We start from the raw sequence: 25,510 nt of genomic DNA, 5'->3' as shown, positions 1-25,510 counted from the left end.
CCGCTACCACTTCTTGCTATAAGCGGTGAGATTCCGATATTCACGTTCGCTGTGAGGTCATAGTTACTGCTTTGACTTGAGCTAGTGAAAGTGAGAACGGTATCACACCTGTCCATGCTTAAGAAGGTAACTTGTGGGGTGGAGGAAACCAAATCACAGGCTTTGAGGAGCATGTTGCTGCACGGTTAGTGGGTAGCTTGGATTAATGAGTTGTGGAGTAAACTAATTCTGAGGACCGAGGGTTAAGTAGAGGTGCTGCTCACTGCTACTTAACCCACTAAGGTTAGAAAAAAGTAGGGGGTTTTTCACCACGATATGTTGGGTTACCTTTTTCATTAATAACAAGCCAATAAGGGAGACTTGTGATCTCGAACTTCTGAAACAGGCTATTAGTTGAGTCCATAAAGATAGGATGATTCACGTGGAACCTTTGTTGATAAGATTTGACTTCATGGTTAGTAATGTAAAAAGGCTTTACTATTGTGGTGATCGGAAGCGTTGTTTTCTCTATCAACCCATTGTTTTGTTTTATCTTTTCTTCGCAATTAGGTAAGTGTTGAAAAGGACATAATGCATCACTGAAAAACAGCACCTGCTTTTTACCATTAAGAGTTATACTCGCTGTCGAACCATCAGGTTTTGTCAAAGCGAAGGTATCGCTCTTTTTTGCTACTTTGTTGATAATATTCTCATGACTCACTTTTGCGTCAGAATGGGGCCGTAGCGGCGTGATACTTTCTACTTTTCCATTGTTTAAAAGTACTCGCGTTGGTGTTTGCCAGATCTTGTATCTTAATGCTAAGGATTGCTGAGTATCTATTTCGAGGCCTTCAAACTGGGGGTAGTAGCCTACAAAGTCGTCGATGGCACCAGCGTTGACATTAAAATCGGGCTGCAATAATACGCGTTTAATATTATCTTTTGGTTTTGGTAATTTAATAGGCTCTGCATATTCGTCCCACAGGTTTATAAAGATAAGCTCAGCCTTACCCTGTTGAGGGATGTCTACAGCCCAAGTGGCGCAGCTATTTACCAATAATGCCAATGTAGTGAGTGTTAGCGTTCTCATTTAACTTTCCTTCTTATTGTAATCGCTTTAGTTTTTCCTTGAGCTCATCGGTTAACAAGGCGCTGCGAAACACTTCGTTTCCTTGAGCGTCTAGTAAAATGTGTGTTGGAGTGCCCACAATTTTAAACTTTTCAACCATTTGTCCTCGTTGGTCAAAAATGGTCGGGATCGTGTAGTTGTGCCTATCCAAAAAACGTCGAACTAAAGGCTCATTTTGGTTAAATCCGACATTGACCGAGATCACCTCTAACTTTTCATTTGTTTTTTCATACGTTTCCTGCAAGTGCGGCATTTCTTCTAGGCAATAGCTACACCAAGTTGCCCAAAATTTTAGGTAAATTGGTTTATCACCAACAGGTAGAGATTCACCATTCATGCCTGTTGCTTCAAATGAAACGGGAGATGGTGAGTTAGCGTAAACGGGTGCGGTACATGCTATTGTGGTGCATAAGAGCACGGTGTGGATTGGATATTTCATTTCACTTCCTCGTATTATTAAAAGTAAATCAGTTGCCCTGCTTTGATTAGGTAGTATTGGGCCATGAATAGGAGTAATAGGAACATCAGCCACTGAATGGTTGACATCCACTTGCCTGACCTTGGTAACTTAGAGAGATACCCACTAAATATGCCCGCAACAAAAAGCAGCAAACACATTCCTAAAGAAAAGCAAAATAAAAGAGAGGTACCCCAGAGTGGACTTTGTTGCTCAGCTACAAAAAGTAAAATTGCTGCTAAAACGGGCGAGCTACATGGTGCAGCAACGAGAGCGCTCAGTGCTCCCATGGTGAAAGCTGAGTTACTAGATTGGCCACTGAATGATTGCAATCTAGTTGGAACTGGGATCCACCCTTTTAAAATAAAGGCGAATAGTAATAGTAGGTTGGCAAATGTAATCATCACAATTGGATTGCTTGCTATCGCGCCAAACATTTGGCCGGTAAGTGCTGCGATAGCGCCCAAAGCGGAATAGACCACTGCAAAGCCAACACAATATAAAACGGTTCTTACTTTTACTGAGTACTTTGATTGTTGCCCTAGCGTAGCAACCGTAATGGGGATTATTGGGTAAACGCAGGGTGTTAAGCTCGTCAAAATACCCAACAAAAAGGCACTTAATAACCAAATGATATTGGGGGATTCATATTGTAGTGCGGATAAAAAAAGCTGTTCTTCCATTACATTTTCGAGCTTATGTTCTAGTGGTTAAGAACAAAGTAGCGCAATGGTGATATTAAGCTATCAAGAGCCGCTTAAATATAATCAAAAAAGATATAAAATTAATAAAACTATAATAATCATTTGGTTACCTTTATTTTTTGGTTTTACAACTGAACAAAATCCAATCACTTTACTAAGGTTTATACAAATATAGGTAAGTTTAAGTGGTATCAATAAGTGAATTAGTGGGTTTGAATAGAGTTCTTAGACCTTTTCTATTCCTATGTGTGAATAGCTCTGAGAGAAGTGCTTTAGTGTATTTTACTGTTTCTAATCCAATTGAAACTAATTTCTAATCTGTTTGAAGGACGAATTGGACAAACTTTTGCTTCGTGAGCGACAAAATTTTCTAGCCTCTGAATAGATCAATCAATTAGGAAAATTGGTATTACTTAATTCAATTGGTATAAGTGAGTAGTATCAATAGTGAGAGCGGCAAGATCAAAAAACGGCTCAGAGGAGAGCCGTTTTTCTTAGTATATTACGTCAGAATTAACCGCGTACTTTCATGCCTTTTTTCTCCATGCCACGGTAGATGATAAGCATCTGAGCGATAGAGATAAGGTTTGAAACCAACCAGTAAAGTACCAGACCTGATGGGAACCAAATAAAGAAGATTGAGAACACGACTGGCATATAAGTCATCATCTTTTGTTGCATTGGGTCTGTAACCGTCATTGGCTGTAGTTTTTGTGTTAGGAACATACTTGCACCAAAAAGCACAGGTAGTACGTAATACGGGTCCATAGCTGAAAGATCCGTTAGCCACAACATAAACTCAGCATGACGTAGTTCTGTTGATTCAAGGAATACGTAGAACAAGGCTAGGAAGATTGGCATTTGTAGTAATAGTGGGAAACAGCCACCCATTGGGTTCACTTTTTCCTTACGGTACATTTCCATCATCGCTTGGCCGAACTTCTGGCGGTCATCGCCATAACGCTCTTTTAGTGCCTGCATCTTAGGCTGTAGCATGCGCATCTTAGCCATTGAGGTGTATTGCGCTTTAGTTAGTGGGTATAGCGCCGTTTTCACAATCAAAGTGATAGCAATAATTGCCAGACCCCAGTTACCTAAAATACCGTAAAGGAACTTAAGCAATGTCAGTAGCGGTTGTGAAATAAACCATAACCAGCCGTAGTCTACAGTGAGATCTAGATCTTCTTGAATTGCCTCAAGCGCTTCTGTGTCTTTAGGACCCATATAGTACACCGCATGGATAGTTGCCGTGCTATTTGCTTGAACATTAGTTGGCTCGCTCTTCATACCAACAATACCATTACCATTTCTAAGCGTGGTATAAATCGTATTATTGGTTTGCTGATCTGGCACCCAAGCACTGACGAAGTAGTGCTGTAAGAAAGCAACATAGCCGCCTTGGGTATTTTTATTTAGGTTTGCATCCGCCATATCAGAGAAGCTGTATTTCTCATAAGGTTCTTCAGCGGTACCATAGGCTGCGCCTAAGTAGGTCTGATCAACCATGCTGCCTTTATCTTGGCGTGTACGTTTGATTTGTGTGTACAGTTGTACTTGAACAGGTGATGAGGTGGTGTTGTTAACTTGGTATTCTAAGTCAACGTCATATTTACCTGCTTTAAATACATAAGTTTTTGTGTACTGTACGCCTTTCTCATCAGTAAAAGTCAGTGGTACACGTAATGTATCGCCATTAAGCTCATATTGCTGTTGTGCAGACTCGTATACTGGGCGACCAGCTTTGTTTGCATCTGGGCCGTTTAAACCAATTAAACCACTTTGTGAAACATACTGTTTGCCTTCAAATTCACCAAGTAACATGAAAGGCGTGTCGCTGCCATGGGTTTCTGCGTGTTGTAGTAAATTAGCTTCAACGATGTCACCGCCCTTGGTATCAATTTTTACCGCAAATACATCGGTAGTGATACTAATGACAGAACGTGTTGCCTGAGTTGCTACAACTGGGACATCGGATTGGCTTGATGCTGGTACATCAGCTTGCTCTTCTGTTGGGGTTGAGTTCGCCACTTGTTGTGTGACGGCACTGGTATCAGCTTGTGGCTGGTTTTGTTCTTGTGTCCACTCTTGGAACAATAGGAACGAAACCAACAACAAACCGATAAATAAAAACGTGCGTTGCGATTCCATAACAGCTCTTATTTCTCGTGTTGTTTAACTTTAGTCGACTTCACAGGTACAGGATCATCTCCACCTGCGCTCAAAGGGTGACATTTTAATATGCGTTTAACCGCTAACCAACTCCCTTTTGCAATTCCATGTAAATTAATTGCTTGAATTGCATAACTAGAACAGGTCGGGTTAAAGCGACAATGAGGCCCTAGCAGGGGGCTAATCCATTGTTGATAACCGCGGATCAGCAATATAAGCAGGTGCTTGGGAAGCGAACAAACTGCTTTGAACTGATTTCTGATCTTGCTACGCCCTGAAGTTGAATTCATGGCTTTGTAGATATCAATTTCCTCAATTTACTGCTTCAACCCAAGTGGGAAAAAACAGACTATTTTTCCATTGATATAGCTGATTAAAAGGTGAGCTAACCTTACCTTAATTGGCGTAAAATTACTATGCTAGCAAGGGTAAATGCGTCGTAAAAAGGAAAGGCTAAAGCAGATTATTGTTTTTTCGCGTTAGCTTGAGGATTTTTTGAACGTTTGTGCTGAGGCTTTGGCTTAAAAGGTGGTTTAGGCGCACCTGGCTTACAACGTTCATTTATTTTGCGCCACATCTTAGTGAGCTGTTTAGTTAGCTCTTCATTAGATTGTTCGTCAACACCAGTTTTGACCATCAGCACAATATCGATGTTATCAAGTTTATGACGATTTAATCGAAAGCTTTCTCGGGCTAGTCGTTTGATACGATTTCGTTGACATGCTTTTTTGCAGCGTTTTTTAGCTACAGTTAAACCGAGTCTTGGATGACCAACATCATTTGGTTTTGCAAGTAGAGTAAAATAAGGCGTAGCAGCGCGAGCTGGCTCTTGAAATATGCGGGAGTAATGCGAGGGAGTTAACAGACGTAACTCCCTGCTAAAGCTAAAGTCTTCCACTAAATATTAAGCAGAAAGTACTTTACGGCCTTTAGCACGACGACGTGCTAATACTTTACGACCGTTCTTAGTCGCCATGCGAGCACGGAAACCGTGAGTGCGCTTGCGCTTAAGTACGCTAGGTTGAAAAGTTCTTTTCATAACAATTCCATCCGATCGGTTAAAAGTTAAAACATCCTATGCAGGTCGCGATCCTGGCACAGGTGCCATTGCGAGCGCGAGATATTAAAGCTGAGCGCGTCTAAAGTCAATCAAAATCTGTTCTCTGTGGCTAAATAATCCACAGCGAGAGGTTTCTATATCCTTTATATAGACAAAACTTGGCAAAGCTATCGAGCAAACATAGACGATCTACATAAAGTAGGATCAATACGAAATCGATCTGCATAGATCTGATCTGATGGGTGGCATTATAGCATTTAGTAAGAATAGGAAAAGCTCTGGAAAACTAAATTTGATCTTAATTTTGGGGTGAGATCGGGAGAGTTTTTTGCTATGATCTTACTTGTGGGTAAAAAATAAAAACCTTTAAATTTCATGCGTTTATTTTTTTACTAGGGTGAGATCTTGCTTTTTCTAAATGTCAATATTGAACTTGTGGATAAGATCACTTCATAATACCCCGCTTCCACCAGTGATTTTGTAATAAAAACTAAGTATTTCCGGCGATCCTTTCATTTAGATCTGACTATTCTAGATCTGAATGCTCTATTTTTTATTCCCGGGAATCAAAACCTATTGGAGTTCAGAGTGTATCTGTCGGTTTGGCAAAGTTGTTTATATGTTTTGCAAGATGAATTGCCATCTCAGCAATTTAGCATGTGGGTTAGACCACTACAGGCAGAAAGTACTGATGATACGCTAACTATCTATGCGCCAAATCGTTTCGTATTAGATTGGGTACGGGAAAAGTATCTCCACCGCATCAATGAACTACTGATTGAGATCTGTGGTGATGAAGCGCCAGAACTACGCTTTGATGTAGGTAGCAAACCTGTGTTGGCTGCACAACCCAGTGTATCCAGCGAAAAGGCTGCAAGTGTAGGTCATGCAGCGGATAACATGTCGATGCTGCAAGGCACTCAGCCAAAAATGGCAGAAAAAGTTGAGCCGGCTCCTAAATCTTCGCACAAGTCTAATATTAAAGAGAATTACACCTTTGATAACTTTGTAGAAGGTAAGTCTAACCAGTTGGCTAAGGCTGCTGCAACACAAGTTGCTGATAATCCAGGTTCTGCATTCAACCCCGTATTTATTTATGGTGGTACAGGTTTGGGTAAGACGCACCTGTTACATGCCGTAGGTAATGGCATTATTGAACAAAAACCGGATGCAAAAATTGTTTATATGCATTCAGAGCGCTTTGTTCAGGACATGGTTAAAGCACTTCAAAATAATGCCATTGAAGAATTTAAGCGTTACTACCGCAGCGTTGATGCATTGATGATTGATGATATCCAATTCTTTGCAAACAAAGAGCGTTCGCAAGAAGAATTCTTCCATACATTTAATGCGCTGCTTGAAGGCAACCAACAAATTATTCTAACTTCTGACCGTTACCCTAAAGAAATAGAAGGGGTTGAGGACCGACTGAAGTCGCGTTTTGGTTGGGGGTTAACTATTGCTATTGAGCCACCAGAATTAGAGACTCGCGTTGCTATTTTAATGAAGAAAGCGCAGCAAAGTAATATTAACTTGCCACACGAAGTTGCCTTTTTTATCGCTAAGAAATTACGCTCAAATGTGCGAGAGTTAGAAGGTGCGTTAAACCGCGTGATAGCTAATGCCAACTTCACTGGTCGTCCAATTTCTATCGACTTTGTTAAAGAGGCGCTACGTGACTTACTAGCGCTACAGGACAAACTCGTTACCATCGATAATATCCAGCGCACCGTAGCGGAATATTATCGAATTCGTGTTTCTGACTTATTGTCAAAACGTCGTAGCCGTTCAGTTGCAAGACCAAGACAAGTTGCCATGGCATTGTCTAAAGAACTGACAAACCACAGCTTACCAGAAATAGGTGATGCATTTGGTGGCCGCGACCATACCACCGTGTTACATGCGTGTAGAAAAGTAAAAGCACTTCGTGATGAAAGTCATGAGGTAAAAGAAGATTATCAAAACTTAATTAGAACGCTGTCTTCTTAAGGGTTAAATGATGCAAATAACGATTCCAAGAGAACTATTTTTAAAGCCACTGGTACAGGTGTCGGGTGCCATTGAGCGCAAACATACACTGCCTATTTTGTCTAATGTATTGCTAGAAGTGAAAAATGGCGCGTTACATATGACAGGTACAGATTTAGAGATAGAGCTTGTTGCATCTGTTGCCCTTGAAACAAATGTGCCAGACGCCAAGATCACTTTACCGGCGAAAAAGCTCCTAGATATTTGTAAGAGCTTGCCTGATAACTCGGATTTAGTGCTGAGTAGCCAAGAGCATCAATTGCTACTGACAAGCGGCCAAAGTCGCTTTTCTTTGACAACCTTAGCAGCCGAAGATTTCCCTAATCTTGAAGAGTGGGACGGTGAGGTTGAGTTTGCCATAACGCGTTTAGAGCTGAGAAAATTGCTAGAAGCAACGCATTTCTCTATGGCTAACCAAGACGTACGTTACTATTTAAATGGTATGTCGTTCGAAGTAGATAATAGTGAAATTAAAACGGTAGCCACTGACGGTCACCGTCTGGCAATTGCGCAGCAAAAATTACCTGAGTCATTACAAACGCAACGTCAATTGATCATTCCTCGTAAGGGCGTACAAGAGATCATGCGCTTATTGCCTGCGGATGATGAAACTATCACCATTCAATTTGGCGCTAATCATGTGCGTATCATCGACAGCGAATTTACTTTTACGAGTAAGCTGGTGGATGGGCGATTCCCTGATTATCGTCGCGTATTACCTCGTGGCGGGGACAAGCTGGTTACCGCAAACCGCGATTGGCTACGTAGTGCATTTCAGCGCGTATCTATTCTTTCTAATGAGAAGTTTCGCGGCGTGCGATTGAATCTGAGTAGTGGGCAATTGAAAATTAGTGCCAATAACCCAGAGCAGGAGCAAGCTGAAGAAATTGTTGAGGTAGGTTATCAAGGCGATGATCTTGAAGTAGGTTTTAACGTTTCTTACTTATTAGATGTGTTAAATACAATAAAGTCTGAAGATGTGCAATTTACGCTTTCTGATGCAAACAGCAGTGCGCTTATTGAAGCCGCTGGTGACGAACATGCAATGTATGTAGTTATGCCGATGCGTTTATAGATTTATGAGTTTAACTCACCTTAGCCTCAATGCGTTTCGAAACATTGAGGCGATGGCGCTTTCACCTAGTAATGCCGTTAATGTCATTCTCGGTGAAAATGGTAGCGGTAAAACCAGTCTGCTTGAAGCCATTTACTTTCTCTCCAGTGGTAAATCTTTCCGTACCAATCTGCAAAAATTAATGATCAAGCATGAAGCTTCTCATTGCGTTGTTCATGCTAAAAAACAACTACATAACTTGTCTATACCGCTTGGTATTAGTAAATATACCAGTGGTGAAACTAAGCTTCGAATTCAGGGGCAGGCAAGTCGGAAAGTGGCAGAATTGGCGCAGGTTTTACCTGTTCAAGTTATTACACCAGAAAGCTATGAGCTGTTTTTTGGTGGTCCAAAAGAGCGTCGTAAGTTTCTTGATTTAGGTGTGTTCCACGTGGAACATCAGTTCTATTCCACATGGAAAATGTTCAATCAGGTGCTCAAGCAACGTAATGCTTTATTGAAATCTAAACCGAGAGATCTCCAATCCCAGCTAAGTTATTGGGATAAGGAGTTTGTACGCCTTGCTGAGCAAATAAATATGTTTAGAGAGGCTTATATAGGTAGGTTTCAGACGCATTTTTTTGATAAGATAGGGGATATAAGCCCTATATTTAAAGGCCTTGAAATTCGCTTTCAAGCGGGCTGGAAGGGGGAACTAGCTGAGGTATTAACGAATCAGTTAGAGCGAGATGTAAAACTTGGCTATACAAGTAAAGGGCCGCATAAGGCTGACTTTAACTTTTATACTCAAGGAAACAGCGTAGAACATATTTTTTCTCGTGGCCAACTCAAGTTATTACTGTATGCACTCAAAGTAATGCAAAACAGTTTGATTGACCAAGAGAGTAATAAGCAGTCAATTCTGCTTATTGACGATTTACCTTCGGAGCTTAGTGAAGATACTAAGGTGGCGGTATCGCGTCTGTTGGCGCAATGTCAGTCACAGCTGTTTATCACTGCTATCACTCCAGAAAGTATTGCCGCCGTTATTGAACCAATGGAACGTGAAATTAAAATGTTCCACGTGGAACATGGCAGCTTAATAACAAAATAATTGGAAGAAACCATGTCGGAAAATTACGATTCGTCGAGTATTAAAGTACTTAAAGGATTGGATGCTGTAAGAAAGCGTCCGGGAATGTATATCGGTGACACAGACGATGGTACTGGTTTACATCACATGGTGTTTGAGGTCGTTGATAACTCAATCGACGAAGCACTAGCAGGATATTGTGACGATATTTTCGTAACAATTCATACCGATGGCTCTGTATCTGTTCGAGATAATGGTCGTGGTATCCCAACTTCAATTCACGAAGAAGAAGGGGTTTCTGCGGCGGAAGTTATCATGACTGTACTACATGCCGGTGGTAAATTTGATGATAACTCATATAAAGTATCTGGCGGTTTGCACGGTGTAGGTGTTTCTGTTGTAAATGCACTTTCTGAAAAACTACAATTAACAATCCGCCGTGATGGCAAAGTGCATCAGCAAAAATACACTATGGGTGTTCCAGATGCGCCGCTAGGTGTTATCGGTGAAGCTGAATCTACTGGTACTGAATTAAGATTCTGGCCAAGTGCTGAAACTTTCTCAGATACAAATTTCCACTACGATATTCTAGCCAAGCGCCTACGTGAACTATCTTTCCTTAACTCTGGTGTGAGCATCATTTTGAGTGATGAGCGCGAAGAGAATAAACAAGATCACTTCAAATACGAAGGCGGTATTCAAGCATTCGTTGCGTATCTAAATCGTAAGAAGACACCAGTTCATCAAAATGTTTTCCACTTTTCGACGGAACGTGACGATGGCATTAGCGTAGAAGTCTCTATGCAATGGAATGATGGATTCCAAGAAAACATCTACTGTTTTACGAATAACATCCCTCAACGCGATGGTGGTACTCACTTAGCAGGTTTCCGTGCAGCGCTTACACGTACGCTTAACACCTACATGGAAAAAGAAGGCTTTAATAAAAAGTATAAAACCAGTGCTACGGGTGACGATGCCCGTGAAGGTTTGACCGCTGTTGTTAGTGTTAAAGTTCCTGACCCTAAGTTCTCTTCACAGACAAAAGATAAGCTCGTCTCTAGCGAAGTGAAAGGGGCTGTTGAGCAAATGATGGCTGAAAAGCTAACTGAATTTTTGCTTGAAAACCCAGGCGATGCGAAAACCGTTGTAAATAAAATCGTTGATGCGGCGCGCGCGCGTGAAGCTGCACGTAAAGCACGTGAAATGACTCGTCGTAAAGGGGTCATGGATTTAGCCGGTCTACCGGGTAAACTCGCTGACTGCCAGGAACGAGATCCTGCACTTTCTGAACTATATATAGTGGAGGGTGACTCGGCGGGTGGTTCTGCTAAGCAAGGTCGTAATCGTAAGAACCAAGCTATCTTGCCTCTTAAAGGTAAAATCCTGAACGTAGAAAAAGCACGCTTTGATAAGATGCTTTCTTCTCAGGAAGTGGCAACACTAATTACTGCATTAGGCTGTGGTATTGGCCGTGATGAATATAACCCTGAAAAGCTAAGATATCACCGCATCATCATCATGACCGATGCGGACGTGGATGGCTCACACATCCGTACGCTGCTACTGACTTTCTTCTATCGTCAAATGCCAGAAATCATCGAACGCGGTTATGTCTATATTGCTCAGCCACCACTATACAAAGTGAAGAAAGGTAAGCAAGAGCGCTATATTAAAGATGATAATGCACTAACTTCATACCTAACAACATTGGCACTTAACGATGCTGCGTTATACCCAGCAGAAGGTGCTGAGCCAATTTCTGGTAACAAGTTAGAAAACTTAGTGCATGATTATCAAAATACGATAGATATCATTGAACGTTTAAAGCGTAAGTACCCGTCTTCAATCATGAACCGTTTGCTTTATCAGCCTGAGCTGACAGAGGCTGATTTATCTGATGAAGCAAAAGTAACAGCATGGACAGAAAGCCTTGTAGCTGATCTTGTGAAGAAAGACGAAGATGCTACTATCTTTAACGCGGAAGTGGCATTTGATGAAGAGCGCCACATGTATTATCCAGTGATCAATATTCGTCAGCACGGTGTTGATAAAGCGCATACTTTGAACTTCGACTTTATTACATCTAAAGATTATGTCCGCATTGCGAACACTGGTCGTCAAATTGGTAGTTTGATCAGCGAAGGCGGTTACGTACAGCGTGGTGAGAAGACTCAAGCAATCGAATACTTTGAGACTGGTCTTGAATGGCTTATCTCAGAGTCTAAGCGCGGCTTGTATACACAACGCTATAAAGGATTGGGTGAGATGAACCCTGACCAACTTTGGGAAACAACGATGGATCCAGATGCTCGTCGTATGCTACGTGTGACCATTGAAGATGCCATTGCTGCAGACCAATTGTTTGCAACCTTGATGGGGGACCAAGTTGAACCTCGTCGAGAGTTTATCGAAACAAATGCACTGAGAGTTGTTAACTTAGACGTGTAAACTCAAACATCTAGTAAAAAGGAGGGATTTTCCCTCCTTTTTTTATGCTTTAAAGCTTAAAACCCTTCTGCGCTCGCGGTATACTGAGCATAATTTTCAATCATTGAATCTAGCGTGGGCGCCAAATTACTGAAGGCGTTTACATACGATAAGTACCAGATAAAAATAAGCCAACTATGCAAAAATACGATATCAAAACCTTCCAAGGTTTGATCCTGGCTTTACAGGATTACTGGGCGCAGCAAGGCTGTGTTGTAGCTCAACCTTTAGATATGGAAGTTGGTGCGGGTACATTCCACCCGATGACCTTCCTTAAGTCCATTGGTCCTGAGCCAATGTCGAGCGCATACGTACAACCTTGTCGCCGCCCGACAGATGGTCGCTATGGTGAAAACCCTAACCGTCTTCAGCATTACTACCAATTCCAAGTTGTATTGAAGCCATCGCCTGAGAATATTCAGGAACTCTACCTCGGCTCTCTAGAAGCGCTGGGCATTGATACATTGACGCACGAAGTACGTTTTGTTGAAGACAACTGGGAATCACCAACGCTAGGTGCTTGGGGATTAGGTTGGGAAGTATGGTTGAATGGCATGGAAGTGACTCAGTTTACCTACTTCCAGCAAGTTGGCGGTATTGAATGTTCACCGGTAACGGGTGAAATTACTTATGGTTTAGAGCGCCTTGCAATGTATATACAAGGTGTAGATAGCATTTATGATCTCGTTTGGACAGATGGTCCAATGGGACGCGTAACTTATGGTGACGTGTTCATGCAAAACGAGATAGAACAGTCGACATATAACTTTGAATATGCGGATGTAGAGGCATTATTCAAGCAGTTTGACCAGTGTGAAAAAGAAAGCGAAAAGCTAATCGAAGCAGGGCTTCCTCTACCAGCTTATGAGCAGGTAATGAAGGCATCTCATGCATTTAACCTGTTAGACGCACGTCACGCTATCTCAGTAACTGAGCGTCAGCGCTATATATTAAGAGTTCGTGCTTTATCAAAAGCCTGTGCACAGGCTTACTATGATGCACGTGAAGCACTTGGCTTCCCGCTTTGTAAGGATAAATAATGTCGACTGAAAATTTACTCGTAGAAATTGGTACTGAAGAGCTACCACCAAAGGCGTTACGCAACCTTGCTGAGTCATTCGCAGAAAATACTAGGCAAGAACTTGAAGCATTAGAGCTTAGTCATGAAGGCGTGAGCTGGTATGCATCACCTCGTCGCTTAGGTATTCAAGTTAAAGCATTACAAACGCAACAGGCCGACAAAGTAGTCGAAAAACGTGGTCCAGCTATTCAGGCAGCATTTGACGCCGATGGTAACGCGACTAAAGCGGCGCTAGGTTGGGCTCGTGGTTGTGGTATTGATATTAATGATGCTGAGCGTTTAGAAACTGATAAAGGCACTTGGCTGCTACACAAAGCGAAAGTAGAGGGGCAACAGACCTTAGCGTTACTAAGCGATGTGATCAATAAAGCACTGGCTAAGTTACCTATTCCAAAGCCGATGCGCTGGGGTGCGAACAAGACGCAATTTATCCGTCCAGTACATACTGTGGCTGCACTACTTGGTAGTCAACAAGTTGAAGGTGAAGTGCTAGGTAAAGCTATCAGCAATGAGCTGCAGGGACATCGCTTCCATCACCCTGAGCGTGTTCGTGTTGAACATGCGGATGATAGTCATGCAGTGCTAAAAGGTGCATACGTTATTGCGGATTACGAAGCACGTAAAGCGTTAATTCGAGGCCAAATTGAAGCTGAAGCTGAAAAGCTCGGCGCGCAAGTCGCGATGGATGAAGACCTTCTTGAAGAAGTTACATCGCTAGTCGAGTGGCCAGTCACTTTAGTTGCTTCTTTTGAAGAAGCCTTCTTGCAAGTGCCAGATGAAGCACTTATCTACACCATGAAAGACGACCAAAAGTACTTTCCACTGTTAGATAAGCAAGGCAACTTGATCAACAAGTTCTTGTTTGTTTCTAACATTGAAAGTAAAGATCCGAGCGTGGTGATCTCGGGTAACGAGAAAGTGGTTCGCCCGCGTCTGGCAGATGCTCAGTTCTTCTTTGAAACGGATAAGAAGAAAACGCTGGAAAGCCGTCTTGAGTCACTTGATTCAGTGTTATTTCAGAAGCAGCTTGGCACACTAAAAGACAAGTCAGAGCGTATTTCGGCACTCGCAGGTTTTATTGCGGAGCTGCTTGGTGCTGATAAGGCGCTAGCAGAGCGTGCAGGTTTGCTAAGTAAAACGGATCTTATGACTGAAATGGTCATGGAGTTTACTGACGTTCAGGGCGTGATGGGTATGCATTACGCGCGTATTGATGGTGAAGCGGAAGAAGTCGCACTAGCACAAAATGAGCAATATATGCCGCGTTTTGCTGGTGATAATCTACCGTCTAACCCAATCAGTTTTGCTGTGGCGCTTGCGGATAAGTTTGATACTCTGGTTGGCATTTTTGGTATCGGCCAGACACCAAAAGGCGATAAAGACCCGTTTGCACTTCGCCGTGCTGCCATCGGCGCATTGCGTATTATGGTAGAAAAAGAACTACCATTAGACATTCAGGATATCGTTGCCAAAGCAATGACGTTATTCGGTGATAAGCTAAGCAATGCAAATGTTGCCGATGAAGTGGTTGAGTTTATGTTAGGTCGTTTCCGTGCCTGGTACCAAGATGAAGGTATCAGCGTGGATGTGATCCAAGCAGTACTTGCAAGACGTCCAACGAGCCCAGTTGATTTTGATCGCCGAGTAAAAGCGGTTAGTCACTTTAGAACGTTGACGGAAGCTGAAGCGTTAGCCGCTGCTAATAAGCGTGTAAACAACATTCTAGCGAAGAATAACGTCGCGTCAGAAGCTGCGGTGGAGAACTCACTCCTACAAGAAGAAGCTGAGCAAACATTGGCTGCACAAGTTGCTGCGTTAACTGCTGAGCTTGCACCTGTTTACGCTGAAGGTGATTATCAAACTGCACTGACGCGTTTAGCGAGTCTACGTGAAGCAGTAGATAACTTCTTTGATAATGTTATGGTAATGGCGGACGATGAAGCGGTTAAAGCCAATCGTTTAGCACTACTTAGTCAGTTGAGTAAGCTATTCCTTAATACTGCAGATATTTCAGTGTTACAAAATTAATTGCTGATACAAAAGCCAGCAACTGCTGGCTTTTTGCTGATTGGTAAAAGCAAGTAAAAGGCTGTCTAGCTATGATTAAAAAACAAGGGGCAATGGCGATTGCGCTGTTAGCACTTACCGCTTGTAGTAGTAACTTCCAATTGCCAACAACGTCAACTTCACCGGTTGTTGCAGGCGAGTTGGATAAGACAATGTATTTACGCGGTGACTTCACTCTGTGGGATGCCGAACCTCAGTATCGCCTTGAAGAAACACAACCGGGGATCTACGCAACAAAAGCAAGATTCATGAGCCCAGGTAAGGTGTATGAATTTAAAATTGCTGATGAGCAGTGGAGTGAAGGCTACAACTGTGGCTATAAGAGTGAAGGGCAGTTAACGCTAGGACAACCGCTGGTCGCGGATTGTAACACGGTGTATAACTACTTTAGTTTCAAGCCAAGTAAAAAAGGTTGGTACGAAATCCGCTTAGATTATCGTAATCCTCGCTCACCAAAGGTGGTGATTGTAAAATCTTAAAAAAGCGGCAGATGCCGCTTTTTTATTGTCTATGACTCATGAGTTCAAATACAAATAGTGTTAAAGAGGAGATCACTGACCTTTCTTAATCACATATTTGTAGGGAGATTCAGCCACTGCTTTGGCTACCAAAGTGTGATCCATAAATTCACAGAAGCTCGGAATGTCTCTTGTCGTTGATGGATCATCTGCGATAACTAACAAAGTCTCACCTAAGTTCATCCTTCTCACCATGCCTCTAATCATCATTACCGGTTCCGGACAACGTAAGCCTACTGCATCTAAGGTATGGTCGGTATTATCAAAACTCATTGTGGGTGGCCTTGTTAGTTACGAAAACCGCTATTTTAACCGTATGTTGTAAGTAAGCTCAAGTTTGGATAACTCAAGTCTTAGCCAACCGAGGTGAGGTAAATGCAGGTAATAAAAAAGGCAAAACAGCTGTGCCGTTTTGCCTTGGTCACCAAGTTGAAGTTGTGCGCTGGTATTGTCTTAAAGAGCCCAGTACCAGCTGGTTGGAATTAGTTATCTACGCGCTCGAATACGGTAGCGATACCTTGGCCTAAACCAATACACATAGTTGCAAGGCCGTACTTCGCGCCTTTCTCTTCCATTAGGTTGATAAGCGTTGTGCTAATACGTGAACCTGAGCAACCAAGTGGGTGGCCGAGTGCAATTGCACCACCGTTTAGGTTTACTTTCTCATCTACCTTGTCTAGTAGACCTAGGTCTTTTAGCACTGGTAGTGATTGTGCTGCAAAGGCTTCGTTTAGTTCAGCAACATCAATATCATCGATAGTAATGCCCGCCTGCTTTAAGGCTTTTTGTGATGCCGGAACTGGACCGTAACCCATGATGGAAGGATCGCAACCTGCGACTGCCATTGACTTAACACGAGCACGAATTGGAAGGCCGAGTTCTCTTGCTTTGGACTCGCTCATGACCAACATAGCAGAAGCACCGTCAGACAGCGCTGAAGAGGTACCTGCAGTTACCGTCCCTGATGCTGGGTTAAATACAGGACGTAGCTGTCCTAGACCTTCTAGGCTTGTCTCTGGACGGATAACTTCGTCATGCTCGACAAGCACTGGCGTGCCATCGGCATCATGACCTTCCATTGGTAGGATTTCTTTTGCAAAACGCCCTTCAAGGGTTGCGGCATGTGCACGCTGGTGTGAACGTACGGCAAATTCATCTTGCTGCTCACGACTGATACCGTGCATCAGCGCTAAGTACTCAGCCGTTAACCCCATCACACCAGCAGCTTGTGCAACTGATGTCGCAAGGCCTGGGTGAAAGTCATTACCATGTGTCATTGGTACGTGACCCATGTGCTCAACACCACCGATAAGGTAAGTGTCACCAGCACCTGTCATGATAGCGCGAGCTGCGTCATGTAATGCTTGCATTGATGAACCGCATAGACGGTTAACCGTTACCGCAGGTACAGTATGAGGGATACCTGCCAATAGTGCAGCGTTACGGCCAACGTTAAAGCCTTGCTCTAACGTTTGCTGTACACAACCCCAGTAAATGTCGTCAATTGAGTCTGGTGCTACTTGAGGGTTACGCTCAAGTAGGCCTTTCATCAAGTGTGCGCTGAGGTCTTCGGCACGTTTATGCTTAAATACACCGCCTTTTGAACGGCCCATTGGGGTACGAATACAATCTACGATTACCGCGTTTTCCATGTTACTGGCCCTCCACTTGATAGAACACTTTACCTTCATCTGCCCACTGTCTAGTTTGCTCAGAAACTTGATAAATTTCACCAAGGTGAGCGTACTTGTCAGCCATTGCTACAAAGTTTGCAAGGCCGATTTGGTCTAGATAGCGGAATGCACCACCTCTGAATGGAGGGAAGCCAATACCGTAGATCAGTGCCATGTCTGCTTCTTGCGGTGAAGCAACAATGTTTTCTTGTAGACACAGTAATACTTCATTGATCATTGGCACCATACAACGCTCAATAATCGTTTGTTTATCAAATTCAGTGGGTGCGTCACAAATGCTGCTTAGCAACTCAAGCGCGCTGTCGTCTTTGCTCTTCTTCAGACGACCTTTGCGATCTGGTGCGTATTGGTAGAAGCCTTTTTGGTTTTTCTGACCAAAGCGTTCGGCAGCCGCAAGTACAGCGACAGGATCTTTGTCTTTACGTGCCATACGAGTAGGGAAGCCATCAGCCATTACGCCAGTACAATGGTTTGCCGTATCAATACCCACTACGTCTAGTAGGTACGCAGGGCCCATTGGCCAGCCGAAGACATTTTCCATCACCTTATCTACTTTTGCGAAGTCAGCACCTTCTACAACAAGTTGGCTGAAGCCTGCAAAGTAAGGGAATAGAACACGGTTCACGAAGAAACCTGGGCAATCGTTAACAACGATAGGAGACTTGCCAAGCTTTAAGGCATAATCTACCACTGCGGCAACGGTTTCATCCGATGTTTGTTCGCCGCGAATGATTTCTACCAATGGCATTTTTGGCACTGGGTTAAAGAAGTGCATACCACAGAAGTTTTCTGGCTTCTCAAGTGCGGTTGCTAACTCATCAATACGAATAGTCGATGTGTTTGATGTTAGAATTGTGCCCTCAGGCAGTTGCGATTCAAGACTCGCCAAGACCGATTTTTTGATCTTTGGATTCTCAACAACGGCTTCAACAATAATATCTGAGCCTTGTAAATCTTGGTCGTTAAGCGTTGGTTTGATTTTACCTAAAGTGGCAATCATTTTATCCATCGACATGTGGCCGCGCTGTACTTTCTTACCAAGTAGTTTTGCAGCCTCACCCATACCAAGGTCTAGGGCACCTTGCTGGATGTCTTTCATGACGATTGGTGTGCCTTTGTAGGCTGATTGGTAAGCGATACCGCCACCCATAATTCCAGCACCTAGCACAGCCGCTTGCTTAATCTCGGTGTTGCTTTGCTTCGCTTGCTTCTTGGCAACCGTTTTGATGTATTGATCCGCTAAGAAAATACCAGTTTGTGCTGCGGCTTCTGCCGTTTTGGCAAGCTTAGCAAAGTTTTGATTTTCGAGTGCCATCGCTTCGCTGCGACTAAGGTTAGCTGCTGCTTTAAGCGTTTGTACCGCCATCATTGGTGCTGGGTAATGGCCCTTGGTTTTTGCCATTACCATGCCTTCTGCCATACCAAAGCTCATGCCTTGCTCAACACGGTTCATTTTCAATGGGTCAAGCTTAACTTGGCGTTTTGCGCGCCAATCCAATTTACCCGCAATAGCTTGCTCTAAGGTACGAATAGCGGCAGCCATGAGTTTGTCAGCAGGCACTACACCGTCAACCGCACCCACTTTTAGCGCATCATTCGCTCGGTTTTCTTGGCCTGTGGTGATCCACGTCATTGCGTTGTCAGCGCCGATTAAGCGAGGAAGTCTTACGGTACCACCAAAGCCTGGCATAATGCCAAGCTTAACTTCTGGTAGGCCAATTTTTGCGTTGTCAGTTGCTATACGGTAGTCCGTGGCGAGCAACCACTCGCAGCCACCGCCAAGCGCAAGGCCATTTACTGCAGATAGTGTAGGGAAAGGTAAATCTTCTATTGCGTCGAAGACATCGGTTGCGCTTTTAATCCAACCAACAAGTTCTTCTTCTGGGCGTTGGAAAGTCGGAAGGAATTCGAAAATATCAGCGCCAACAATAAAGTGGTCTTTGTCACTGGTAAAAATTAAGCCTTCGATGTCATCGCGCTGGCTCAATTCGATAAGCGCTTCGTGGCTTTCCTTAAGTACTTGCTGAGATAGTTTATTTACTGAGCCTGGTAGGCAAAACTTAAACTCAGCGATATTGCCTTTGCAAAAATCAACTACAAAGGACTCGCGTTTGATTAACATACATGTTCTCCCGTGCTTTACACTGGTACGATGAGTTGTAATTTCAATCAGTGTGGATCCTTTGGCGGCAAATTGCAATGAAAAATTTACCGCACATTTACTGAAATACCTGAGTCGGTTTGCTATGGTGGCTTAACACACCTCGCATTTAGTGTCATTTATGAGCGTGCTCGCGAGTGACAGGCCGAGCTTTTGGTCTTCAGCGCCATCTTTAGATAAGCATAATTTGGCTGTATTTCAATTTAGGTGTGTATTCTTTTGGCAAATAAAAAAGGGTTTGCATGACATATTGGTTACGCCGCTTAGCTGCGGGCAGCTTGTGTATGGTGAGCTGGCTCTGTGCAGCCGACAGCACTCTCGACGAATTTAAAGAGGCTGAGCGTATCGCTTGGTCTGGTAATTATAGTAATTTTAAAGCTGCGGTAGCGCAGCTCGATCACCCACTTAAGCCATATGTTGAAATGGCGTTTTACAAGCGTCATCCTAAGCTCAAGTACCAGCAGGAAATTCAGCATTTTTTAACGGTATACGAGCACACTCCATTAGAATGGCCTGTACGCTCAGCTTGGCTCGATTATTTAAAGCGGTATAAAAAGAAAGCACGATTCATTGAGTTTTATCGTGAAACCAGTGATGTTGAACTCAAGTGTACGTATTTGGCGTATCAGCTGGATTTGGGCGCCCCCAAAAAAGCGATTCTTGATCAGGTGACAGATATTTGGACGGTGGGAAAGTCTCAGCCCAGAGCTTGTGATGGTCTTTTTAAACAATGGCAAAAAGCAGGGTATAGGACGCCCGAGCGTGTCTGGCAGCGAATTACTAATGCCGCGCAATCCGGTCAAGCGTCATTGCTAGATTATCTTGAGAAGCTATTACCAAAAAATGAAGCTTATCTTGCCGAGCTTTATAAAAAGGTTCGCCAAGATCCGAGTGCGGCTGCTGGGCTTTATCGCTTTAGTAAACGCACCGAAAAAGAAGCCGAAATAGCGGTATATGGCGTAAGGCGCCTGATTTGGCGTGACCCCGATTTAGCGCTGCGTGCATGGCAGAAGATGCTGGACATGTTTACCTTTACTCAGCAGCAAAAGGATAGCGTTGCTTATCGCTTTGCTCTGGCGCTTGCGTCTAAAGGCCATGAAGACGCACGATTTTGGCTCAATAAAGTGCCTAAATCGTTGCAGGACAAAAAGCTATTACAGTGGCTGATGAGTAACATGCTGAAAGAGCAAGATTGGGAAGGGATTTCGGCCTTATTCGTGGGTCACGAGCAGCTTAGTAATGGTCAACAATACTGGCTTGCATATAGCCTCGCGAAGCGTGGCGAGTTGGCCAAAGCTAATGAGATTTGGCAGCAATTAGCACAAGAGCGTGATTACTACGGCTTTTTGGCTGCTGCACGTTTAGGATTACCAGTCTCACTGAATGAAGCGCCGTTAAATGTTGAACCTAGCATTGTAGAACGGGTATCCCATGCGCCAGGCTTCAAGCGGGCAAAGGCTTTATACGAGCTGGAAAGATATACTCAAGCACGCCGAGAGTGGAACTACCTTACTAACACCTCAAGCAAAGAAGAAAAGCTTGCTGCATCCATATTGGCTGCAGAGTTTGATTGGTATGACAGCACTATTTTTACCCTTGCACAGATCAAAGCATGGGACTATGTTGATTTGCGTTTCCCGATGGCGTTTAAAGATCTGTTCACTAAATATAGTGAGCGTAATCGAGTCGATGTCGCATGGAGTATCGCGGTTGCTCGCCGAGAAAGCTCTTTCGCACCAGATGCACGCTCGAGTGCGAATGCCCACGGTTTAATGCAGCTGCTGCCAAGCACCGCCAAATATGTCAACAACCGCAAACGCGTGGCAAAAAATCGCCTCTATCATCCGGCTACAAACATTCGCTTGGGGACTAGTTATTTAGAATACTTGAAGCGTAAGAATGCCGGAAATGAGATTTTGGCGACAGCGTCGTACAACGCGGGCTATCATAGAATTAAGCGTTGGCTGCCTTCAGAGGCCATGCCTGCTGAGCTTTGGATTGAGCTGATCCCGTACAGAGAAACACGAGACTACGTGAAAAATGTGATGGCATATCGACAGGTTTACCATACTCGCCTTGGTCGTGATGGCAATATATTGGCAAGCATCTTGGATATGAAAATTGTGAAATGACCGCACATGGCTGGTGCTTAGACTCAGTTCGTCGTTTTTAGGTAACAGCTATGATAGACTCGAAAGTATGTGAATTTTTGAAAATGGGTACACCATGGATAAGTTAGCAAATTTATACGCAGAGCATATTGCCACGTTGCAACAGCGTACAAGAACGATAGTAGATAGAGAAGGGCTGGATGGACTTGTGATCCACTCGGGGCAAGCAAAGCGCCAATTCCTTGATGATATGTACTACCCGTTTAAAGTTAACCCGCAATTTAAAGCTTGGTTGCCTGTTATCGATAACCCGCACTGCTGGATTGTGGTCAATGGTAGTGACAAGCCGAAACTCATTTTTTATCGCCCGGTTGATTTTTGGCATAAAGTGCCTGACGAGCCAAGAGATTTTTGGGCAGAATATTTTGATATTCAACTGCTGGTTAAGCCAGATCAGGTCGAACAGTTACTACCGTACGACAAAGCAAACTATGCCTATATCGGTGAATATTTAGAAGTTGCACAAGCACTTGGCTTTACTCAAGTGAATCCAGAGCCGGTGATGAACTTCTTGCATTATCATCGTGCATATAAAACTCAGTATGAAATGGCATGTTTACGTGAAGCAAGCCGTCTAGGTGTGCTTGGTCACACGGCGGCGCGCGATGCCTTTTTTGCTGGTGGCTCCGAGTTTGAAATTCAACAAGCTTATCTAAATGCGACTCAGCATATGGAAAACGATACGCCATACGGCAATATTGTTGCCCTGAATGAAAATTGTGCGATTTTGCACTATACCCATTTTGAGCGTAAAGCGCCTAGCAAGCACTTATCATTTTTAATTGATGCTGGTGCAAACTTTAACGGTTATGCGTCAGATATTACCCGTACTTATGATTTCGCTAAGCAAGGTGAGTTTGCCGAATTGGTGAAAGTCATGAACGATCACCAAATAGAGTTAGGCAAAGCATTGCAACCGGGCAAACTGTACGGGGAGCTGCATATCGATTGTCACAATCGCGTGGCGCAAGTGCTGAGTGACTTTGGTATTGTTAAGCTTAATGCTCAGGCTATCGTCGAGAAGGGGATTACTTCCACTTTCTTCCCTCATGGTCTTGGCCATCATATTGGCCTGCAGGTACACGATATGGGCGGATTTATGGCTGATGAAGCTGGTACGCACCAAGCACCACCAGAAGGCCACCCGTTTTTGCGCTGTACTCGTAAGATAGAGGCTAATCAGGTGTTCACTATTGAGCCTGGGTTATATTTCATTGATTCATTGCTAGAAGACTTGGCGCAAACAGATAACAAGCAGTATATCAATTGGGATAAGATTGATGCACTGAAGCCTTACGGTGGTATCCGTATTGAAGATAATATCATTGTGCATGAAGATAGATTAGAAAACATGACGCGAGACTTCGGTCTCGAGTAAGCTAATTTCTAGCGCTGAAAACAAGTATATTTGGGGGCCGATTGGCTCCCTTTTAGTTTGGAACATTATGTCTGAATACTTCATTCCGAGTGAGTCTATAAGCCATCACGAGGAAATTAAGAAAAGTACGTTTATCGTACATTTGGCCCATACGCCAACCATCGAAGATGCAAAAGCGTTCATAAAACAGATTAATGATGCGTATCCTGATGCAAGACACAATTGCTGGGCACATATTGCTGGAGCTCCAGGTGGCAGTCATGTATTAGGGTTTTCTGATGATGGTGAGCCCAATGGCACAGCGGGTAAGCCTATGCTAAATGTACTGATGGGATCTGGAATTGGTGAGATCACAGCGGTGACGACGCGTTATTTTGGCGGTATAAAACTTGGCACTGGGGGGTTAGTCAGAGCCTATGGGGGCACGCTTAACAACGCGCTAGCACAGCTAAGTACGACTAAAAAAGTACCGGCTTCTATCATTGTTGGTCAGAGTGATTACCATCTTCAGGGTGTGATAGAGCAGCTATTACAAAGTCAGTTTACAGTGCTAAATTTAGATAAAGAATACGCTGCTAATATTACTTGGCAAATAGCAGTAGATAGTCGTGAAACACAACAAATCATTGATGCTATTTATGAATTAACTAATGGTGTTGTATTATTTAAGGAACTCAAGGAGTAGGCTCTACTTCTTTACATTCACTCATTAACCTCTGGTTAAATAACAAAAAGCGCAGCGTACAAAATGCAATTTCGTACCATAATAAAAATACTCGGGCAGTTAGTCGCTCTATTTAGTATCACTATGGTGCCACCAGCCATTGTATCTTTGATATACAAAGATGGTGGTGGTGTACCTTTTGTTTTAGCTTTCATCTTTAGTGTGCTAATGGGTCTGTTTGCGTACTACCCAAATCGCAAGGAAAACGGTGATCTTAAAGCCAGAGAGGGGTTCTTAATCGTTGTCTTATTCTGGTTGGTACTGGGGTCGTTTGCATCATTGCCGCTCATTTTCCTAGATAAGCCGAATCTATCCCTCGCAGATGCCGTTTTTGAAGCTTTTTCTGGGCTGACAACGACAGGGGCTACGGTATTGACGGGTATAGAACACTTACCCAAAGCGGTATTGTTCTATCGCCAACAGTTGCAGTGGCTCGGTGGTATGGGGATCATCGTCTTGGCTGTAGCCGTTCTCCCAATGCTTGGGGTTGGTGGTATGCAGTTATATCGTGCTGAGACACCAGGTCCCGTTAAAGATTCGAAGATGACACCGCGCATTGCTGATACCGCCAAGCACCTTTGGTATATCTATGTGTCGCTAACGGCGGCTTGTACAGTGGCTTACTGGATAGCGGGAATGAATTGGTTTGATGCTATTTGCCATGCGTTTGCCACGATAGCCATCGGTGGCTTCTCGACTTATGATGCTTCTATGGGCTACTTTGATAATCCACTTATCAATGTTATTTGTGTCGTCTTTTTATTGATTGCTGCCATTAACTTTTCGCTACATTATGCTGCGGTATCGAGCCGTAATATTAAAGCTTATTTGCGAGATCCTGAGTTTAAAGTCTTTCTGTTTATCCAACTAGCGTTGGTGGTAATTTGTTTTGCGGTACTGTCTTCAAACAATGTCTATGAAACGGGTGATGAGACCTTAGATCAAGCGATGTTTCAGGCTGTTTCAATTAGCACTACAGCAGGTTTTGCCACTGATAGCTTCTCAACGTGGCCATTGTTTTTACCTATTCTCTTGATTTTCTCAAGTTTCATTGGTGGCTGTGCTGGCTCTACAGGTGGGGGGATGAAGGTTGTACGCGTATTTTTGCTCTATTTACAGGGGATCCGTGAGCTGAATCGTTTGGTGCACCCACGCGCTATTTACTCGATAAAGCTAGGCCGGAAGGCACTACCAGACAAAGTAGTCGAAGCGGTGTGGGGGTTTTTCTCAGCCTATGCACTAGTATTTGTGATTATTATGATTGCATTACTGGGGACTGGGCTTGATAACATTACTGCATTTTCAGCAACTGCGGCTTGCCTAAATAACTTAGGTCCCGGATTAGGAGATGTTGCGGCGCACTATGGCGATATTAGCGATGCTGCAAAGTGGATCCTTACTTTGGCTATGGTCTTTGGTCGTTTAGAAATCTTCACATTGTTAGTACTATTTACTCCTACCTTCTGGCGTGGTTAACCACGCCAAATCGAGTGGGCTTACGTTGCTGAAAGCCCACGCACAAAGCCCCCTTCTCTGAGTGTGACGAATTGTCA

General features: G+C 43.5%; 21 protein-coding genes. 11 read left to right on the top strand and 10 right to left on the bottom strand.

Annotation, left to right across the window (positions count from 1 at the left end; all coding sequences use genetic code 11):
- Positions 1-283: 283 nt before the first annotated feature.
- From DRB05_RS12065 to rpmH, 7 genes are all read right to left on the bottom strand, one after another.
- Positions 284-1,069: a hypothetical protein gene (locus tag DRB05_RS12065; protein ID WP_128727165.1), complete on the bottom strand. Its 786-nt coding sequence runs from the start codon at positions 1,067-1,069 to the stop codon at positions 284-286.
- 13 nt (positions 1,070-1,082) lie between these two features.
- Positions 1,083-1,547 (bottom strand): TlpA disulfide reductase family protein, encoded by a 465-nt coding sequence (locus DRB05_RS12060; RefSeq protein WP_128727164.1) that lies wholly within the window; start codon positions 1,545-1,547, stop codon positions 1,083-1,085.
- 17 nt (positions 1,548-1,564) lie between these two features.
- Positions 1,565-2,248 (bottom strand): cytochrome c biogenesis protein CcdA, encoded by a 684-nt coding sequence (locus DRB05_RS12055; RefSeq protein WP_128727163.1) that lies wholly within the window; start codon positions 2,246-2,248, stop codon positions 1,565-1,567.
- Positions 2,249-2,782: 534 nt separating this feature from the next.
- Positions 2,783-4,417 (bottom strand): membrane protein insertase YidC, encoded by a 1,635-nt coding sequence (gene yidC, locus DRB05_RS12050; RefSeq protein ID WP_128727162.1) that lies wholly within the window; start codon positions 4,415-4,417, stop codon positions 2,783-2,785.
- 8 nt (positions 4,418-4,425) lie between these two features.
- On the bottom strand, positions 4,426-4,728 hold the full coding sequence (yidD, locus tag DRB05_RS12045; protein ID WP_010604158.1) for a membrane protein insertion efficiency factor YidD: 303 nt from the start codon (positions 4,726-4,728) through the stop codon (positions 4,426-4,428).
- Between the two features lie 173 nt (positions 4,729-4,901).
- Entirely contained in the window at positions 4,902-5,336 is a 435-nt protein-coding gene (gene rnpA, locus DRB05_RS12040) for a ribonuclease P protein component (protein WP_010376847.1), read from the bottom strand.
- A gap of 6 nt (positions 5,337-5,342) precedes the next feature.
- Positions 5,343-5,477 (bottom strand): 50S ribosomal protein L34, encoded by a 135-nt coding sequence (gene rpmH, locus DRB05_RS12035; protein WP_010376846.1) that lies wholly within the window; start codon positions 5,475-5,477, stop codon positions 5,343-5,345.
- Between the two features lie 609 nt (positions 5,478-6,086).
- Here rpmH and dnaA point away from each other — a divergent pair.
- The 7 genes from dnaA to DRB05_RS12000 all read left to right on the top strand — a co-directional run bounded on the left by dnaA (position 6,087) and on the right by DRB05_RS12000 (position 15,790).
- Entirely contained in the window at positions 6,087-7,487 is a 1,401-nt protein-coding gene (dnaA, locus tag DRB05_RS12030; protein ID WP_128727161.1) for a chromosomal replication initiator protein DnaA, read from the top strand.
- Positions 7,488-7,497: 10 nt separating this feature from the next.
- Positions 7,498-8,601, top strand: coding sequence for a DNA polymerase III subunit beta (gene dnaN, locus DRB05_RS12025; protein ID WP_128727325.1), 1,104 nt, complete (start codon positions 7,498-7,500; stop codon positions 8,599-8,601).
- 4 nt (positions 8,602-8,605) lie between these two features.
- Positions 8,606-9,694 (top strand): DNA replication/repair protein RecF, encoded by a 1,089-nt coding sequence (gene recF / locus DRB05_RS12020; protein ID WP_010604162.1) that lies wholly within the window; start codon positions 8,606-8,608, stop codon positions 9,692-9,694.
- Between the two features lie 12 nt (positions 9,695-9,706).
- Positions 9,707-12,124 (top strand): DNA topoisomerase (ATP-hydrolyzing) subunit B, encoded by a 2,418-nt coding sequence (gyrB, locus tag DRB05_RS12015; protein ID WP_128727160.1) that lies wholly within the window; start codon positions 9,707-9,709, stop codon positions 12,122-12,124.
- Between the two features lie 176 nt (positions 12,125-12,300).
- Positions 12,301-13,203 (top strand): glycine--tRNA ligase subunit alpha, encoded by a 903-nt coding sequence (gene glyQ, locus DRB05_RS12010; protein WP_010376835.1) that lies wholly within the window; start codon positions 12,301-12,303, stop codon positions 13,201-13,203.
- Positions 13,203-15,272, top strand: coding sequence for a glycine--tRNA ligase subunit beta (glyS, locus tag DRB05_RS12005; protein ID WP_128727159.1), 2,070 nt, complete (start codon positions 13,203-13,205; stop codon positions 15,270-15,272). Before glyQ ends, glyS begins: the two co-directional genes overlap by 1 nt.
- Before the next feature lie 71 nt (positions 15,273-15,343).
- Positions 15,344-15,790, top strand: a complete 447-nt coding sequence (locus tag DRB05_RS12000) for a hypothetical protein (RefSeq protein WP_010376831.1) — start codon at positions 15,344-15,346, stop codon at positions 15,788-15,790.
- A 72-nt stretch (positions 15,791-15,862) separates the two neighbouring features.
- Here DRB05_RS12000 and tusA read toward each other — a convergent pair whose 3' ends face one another.
- From tusA to fadB, 3 genes are all read right to left on the bottom strand, one after another.
- Positions 15,863-16,102, bottom strand: a complete 240-nt coding sequence (gene tusA / locus DRB05_RS11995; protein WP_010376829.1) for a sulfurtransferase TusA — start codon at positions 16,100-16,102, stop codon at positions 15,863-15,865.
- Positions 16,103-16,311: 209 nt separating this feature from the next.
- Positions 16,312-17,481 carry an acetyl-CoA C-acyltransferase FadA gene (fadA, locus tag DRB05_RS11990; RefSeq protein ID WP_128727158.1) on the bottom strand — a complete coding sequence of 390 codons (1,170 nt, stop codon included), beginning with the start codon at positions 17,479-17,481 and terminating at the stop codon, positions 16,312-16,314.
- 1 nt (position 17,482) lies between these two features.
- Positions 17,483-19,645: a fatty acid oxidation complex subunit alpha FadB gene (fadB, locus tag DRB05_RS11985; protein WP_128727157.1), complete on the bottom strand. Its 2,163-nt coding sequence runs from the start codon at positions 19,643-19,645 to the stop codon at positions 17,483-17,485.
- 281 nt (positions 19,646-19,926) lie between these two features.
- On the opposite strand from fadB, the gene DRB05_RS11980 reads away from it, so the two are divergent.
- The 4 genes from DRB05_RS11980 (at position 19,927) to DRB05_RS11965 (ending at position 25,433) form a co-directional block, all read left to right on the top strand.
- Positions 19,927-21,816: a transglycosylase SLT domain-containing protein gene (locus DRB05_RS11980; RefSeq protein ID WP_128727156.1), complete on the top strand. Its 1,890-nt coding sequence runs from the start codon at positions 19,927-19,929 to the stop codon at positions 21,814-21,816.
- A gap of 94 nt (positions 21,817-21,910) precedes the next feature.
- On the top strand, positions 21,911-23,233 hold the full coding sequence (pepQ, locus tag DRB05_RS11975; RefSeq protein ID WP_128727155.1) for a Xaa-Pro dipeptidase: 1,323 nt from the start codon (positions 21,911-21,913) through the stop codon (positions 23,231-23,233).
- A gap of 67 nt (positions 23,234-23,300) precedes the next feature.
- Entirely contained in the window at positions 23,301-23,918 is a 618-nt protein-coding gene (locus DRB05_RS11970; RefSeq protein ID WP_128727154.1) for a YigZ family protein, read from the top strand.
- Positions 23,919-23,981: 63 nt separating this feature from the next.
- The gene (locus DRB05_RS11965; RefSeq protein WP_128727153.1) at positions 23,982-25,433 is read left to right on the top strand and encodes a TrkH family potassium uptake protein; all 1,452 of its coding nucleotides are present in this window, start codon (positions 23,982-23,984) and stop codon (positions 25,431-25,433) included.
- The last annotated feature ends 77 nt before the right edge of the window (positions 25,434-25,510 follow it).

The organism is Pseudoalteromonas sp. A757, assembly GCF_004103285.1.
Classification (GTDB): Bacteria; Pseudomonadota; Gammaproteobacteria; order Enterobacterales; family Alteromonadaceae; genus Pseudoalteromonas; species Pseudoalteromonas galatheae.
Note: the sequence above shows the minus strand (reverse complement) of the source record. Positions and strands in the feature narration are given on the sequence as shown.

Bases quoted from the DNA above. Each gene is read 5' to 3' on its own strand.
- DRB05_RS12065 (WP_128727165.1), bottom strand. From the start codon at position 1,069: ATGAGAACGCTAACACTCACTACATTGGCATTATTGGTAAATAGCTGC.
- DRB05_RS12060 (WP_128727164.1), bottom strand. From the start codon at position 1,547: ATGAAATATCCAATCCACACCGTGCTCTTATGCACCACAATAGCATGT.
- DRB05_RS12055 (WP_128727163.1), bottom strand. From the start codon at position 2,248: ATGGAAGAACAGCTTTTTTTATCCGCACTACAATATGAATCCCCCAAT.
- yidC (WP_128727162.1), bottom strand. From the start codon at position 4,417: ATGGAATCGCAACGCACGTTTTTATTTATCGGTTTGTTGTTGGTTTCG.
- yidD (WP_010604158.1), bottom strand. From the start codon at position 4,728: ATGAATTCAACTTCAGGGCGTAGCAAGATCAGAAATCAGTTCAAAGCA.
- rpmH (WP_010376846.1), bottom strand. From the start codon at position 5,477: ATGAAAAGAACTTTTCAACCTAGCGTACTTAAGCGCAAGCGCACTCAC.
- dnaN (WP_128727325.1), top strand. From the start codon at position 7,498: ATGCAAATAACGATTCCAAGAGAACTATTTTTAAAGCCACTGGTACAG.
- recF (WP_010604162.1), top strand. From the start codon at position 8,606: ATGAGTTTAACTCACCTTAGCCTCAATGCGTTTCGAAACATTGAGGCG.
- gyrB (WP_128727160.1), top strand. From the start codon at position 9,707: ATGTCGGAAAATTACGATTCGTCGAGTATTAAAGTACTTAAAGGATTG.
- glyQ (WP_010376835.1), top strand. From the start codon at position 12,301: ATGCAAAAATACGATATCAAAACCTTCCAAGGTTTGATCCTGGCTTTA.
- glyS (WP_128727159.1), top strand. From the start codon at position 13,203: ATGTCGACTGAAAATTTACTCGTAGAAATTGGTACTGAAGAGCTACCA.
- DRB05_RS12000 (WP_010376831.1), top strand. From the start codon at position 15,344: ATGATTAAAAAACAAGGGGCAATGGCGATTGCGCTGTTAGCACTTACC.
- tusA (WP_010376829.1), bottom strand. From the start codon at position 16,102: ATGAGTTTTGATAATACCGACCATACCTTAGATGCAGTAGGCTTACGT.
- fadA (WP_128727158.1), bottom strand. From the start codon at position 17,481: ATGGAAAACGCGGTAATCGTAGATTGTATTCGTACCCCAATGGGCCGT.
- fadB (WP_128727157.1), bottom strand. From the start codon at position 19,645: ATGTTAATCAAACGCGAGTCCTTTGTAGTTGATTTTTGCAAAGGCAAT.
- DRB05_RS11980 (WP_128727156.1), top strand. From the start codon at position 19,927: ATGACATATTGGTTACGCCGCTTAGCTGCGGGCAGCTTGTGTATGGTG.
- pepQ (WP_128727155.1), top strand. From the start codon at position 21,911: ATGGATAAGTTAGCAAATTTATACGCAGAGCATATTGCCACGTTGCAA.
- DRB05_RS11970 (WP_128727154.1), top strand. From the start codon at position 23,301: ATGTCTGAATACTTCATTCCGAGTGAGTCTATAAGCCATCACGAGGAA.
- DRB05_RS11965 (WP_128727153.1), top strand. From the start codon at position 23,982: ATGCAATTTCGTACCATAATAAAAATACTCGGGCAGTTAGTCGCTCTA.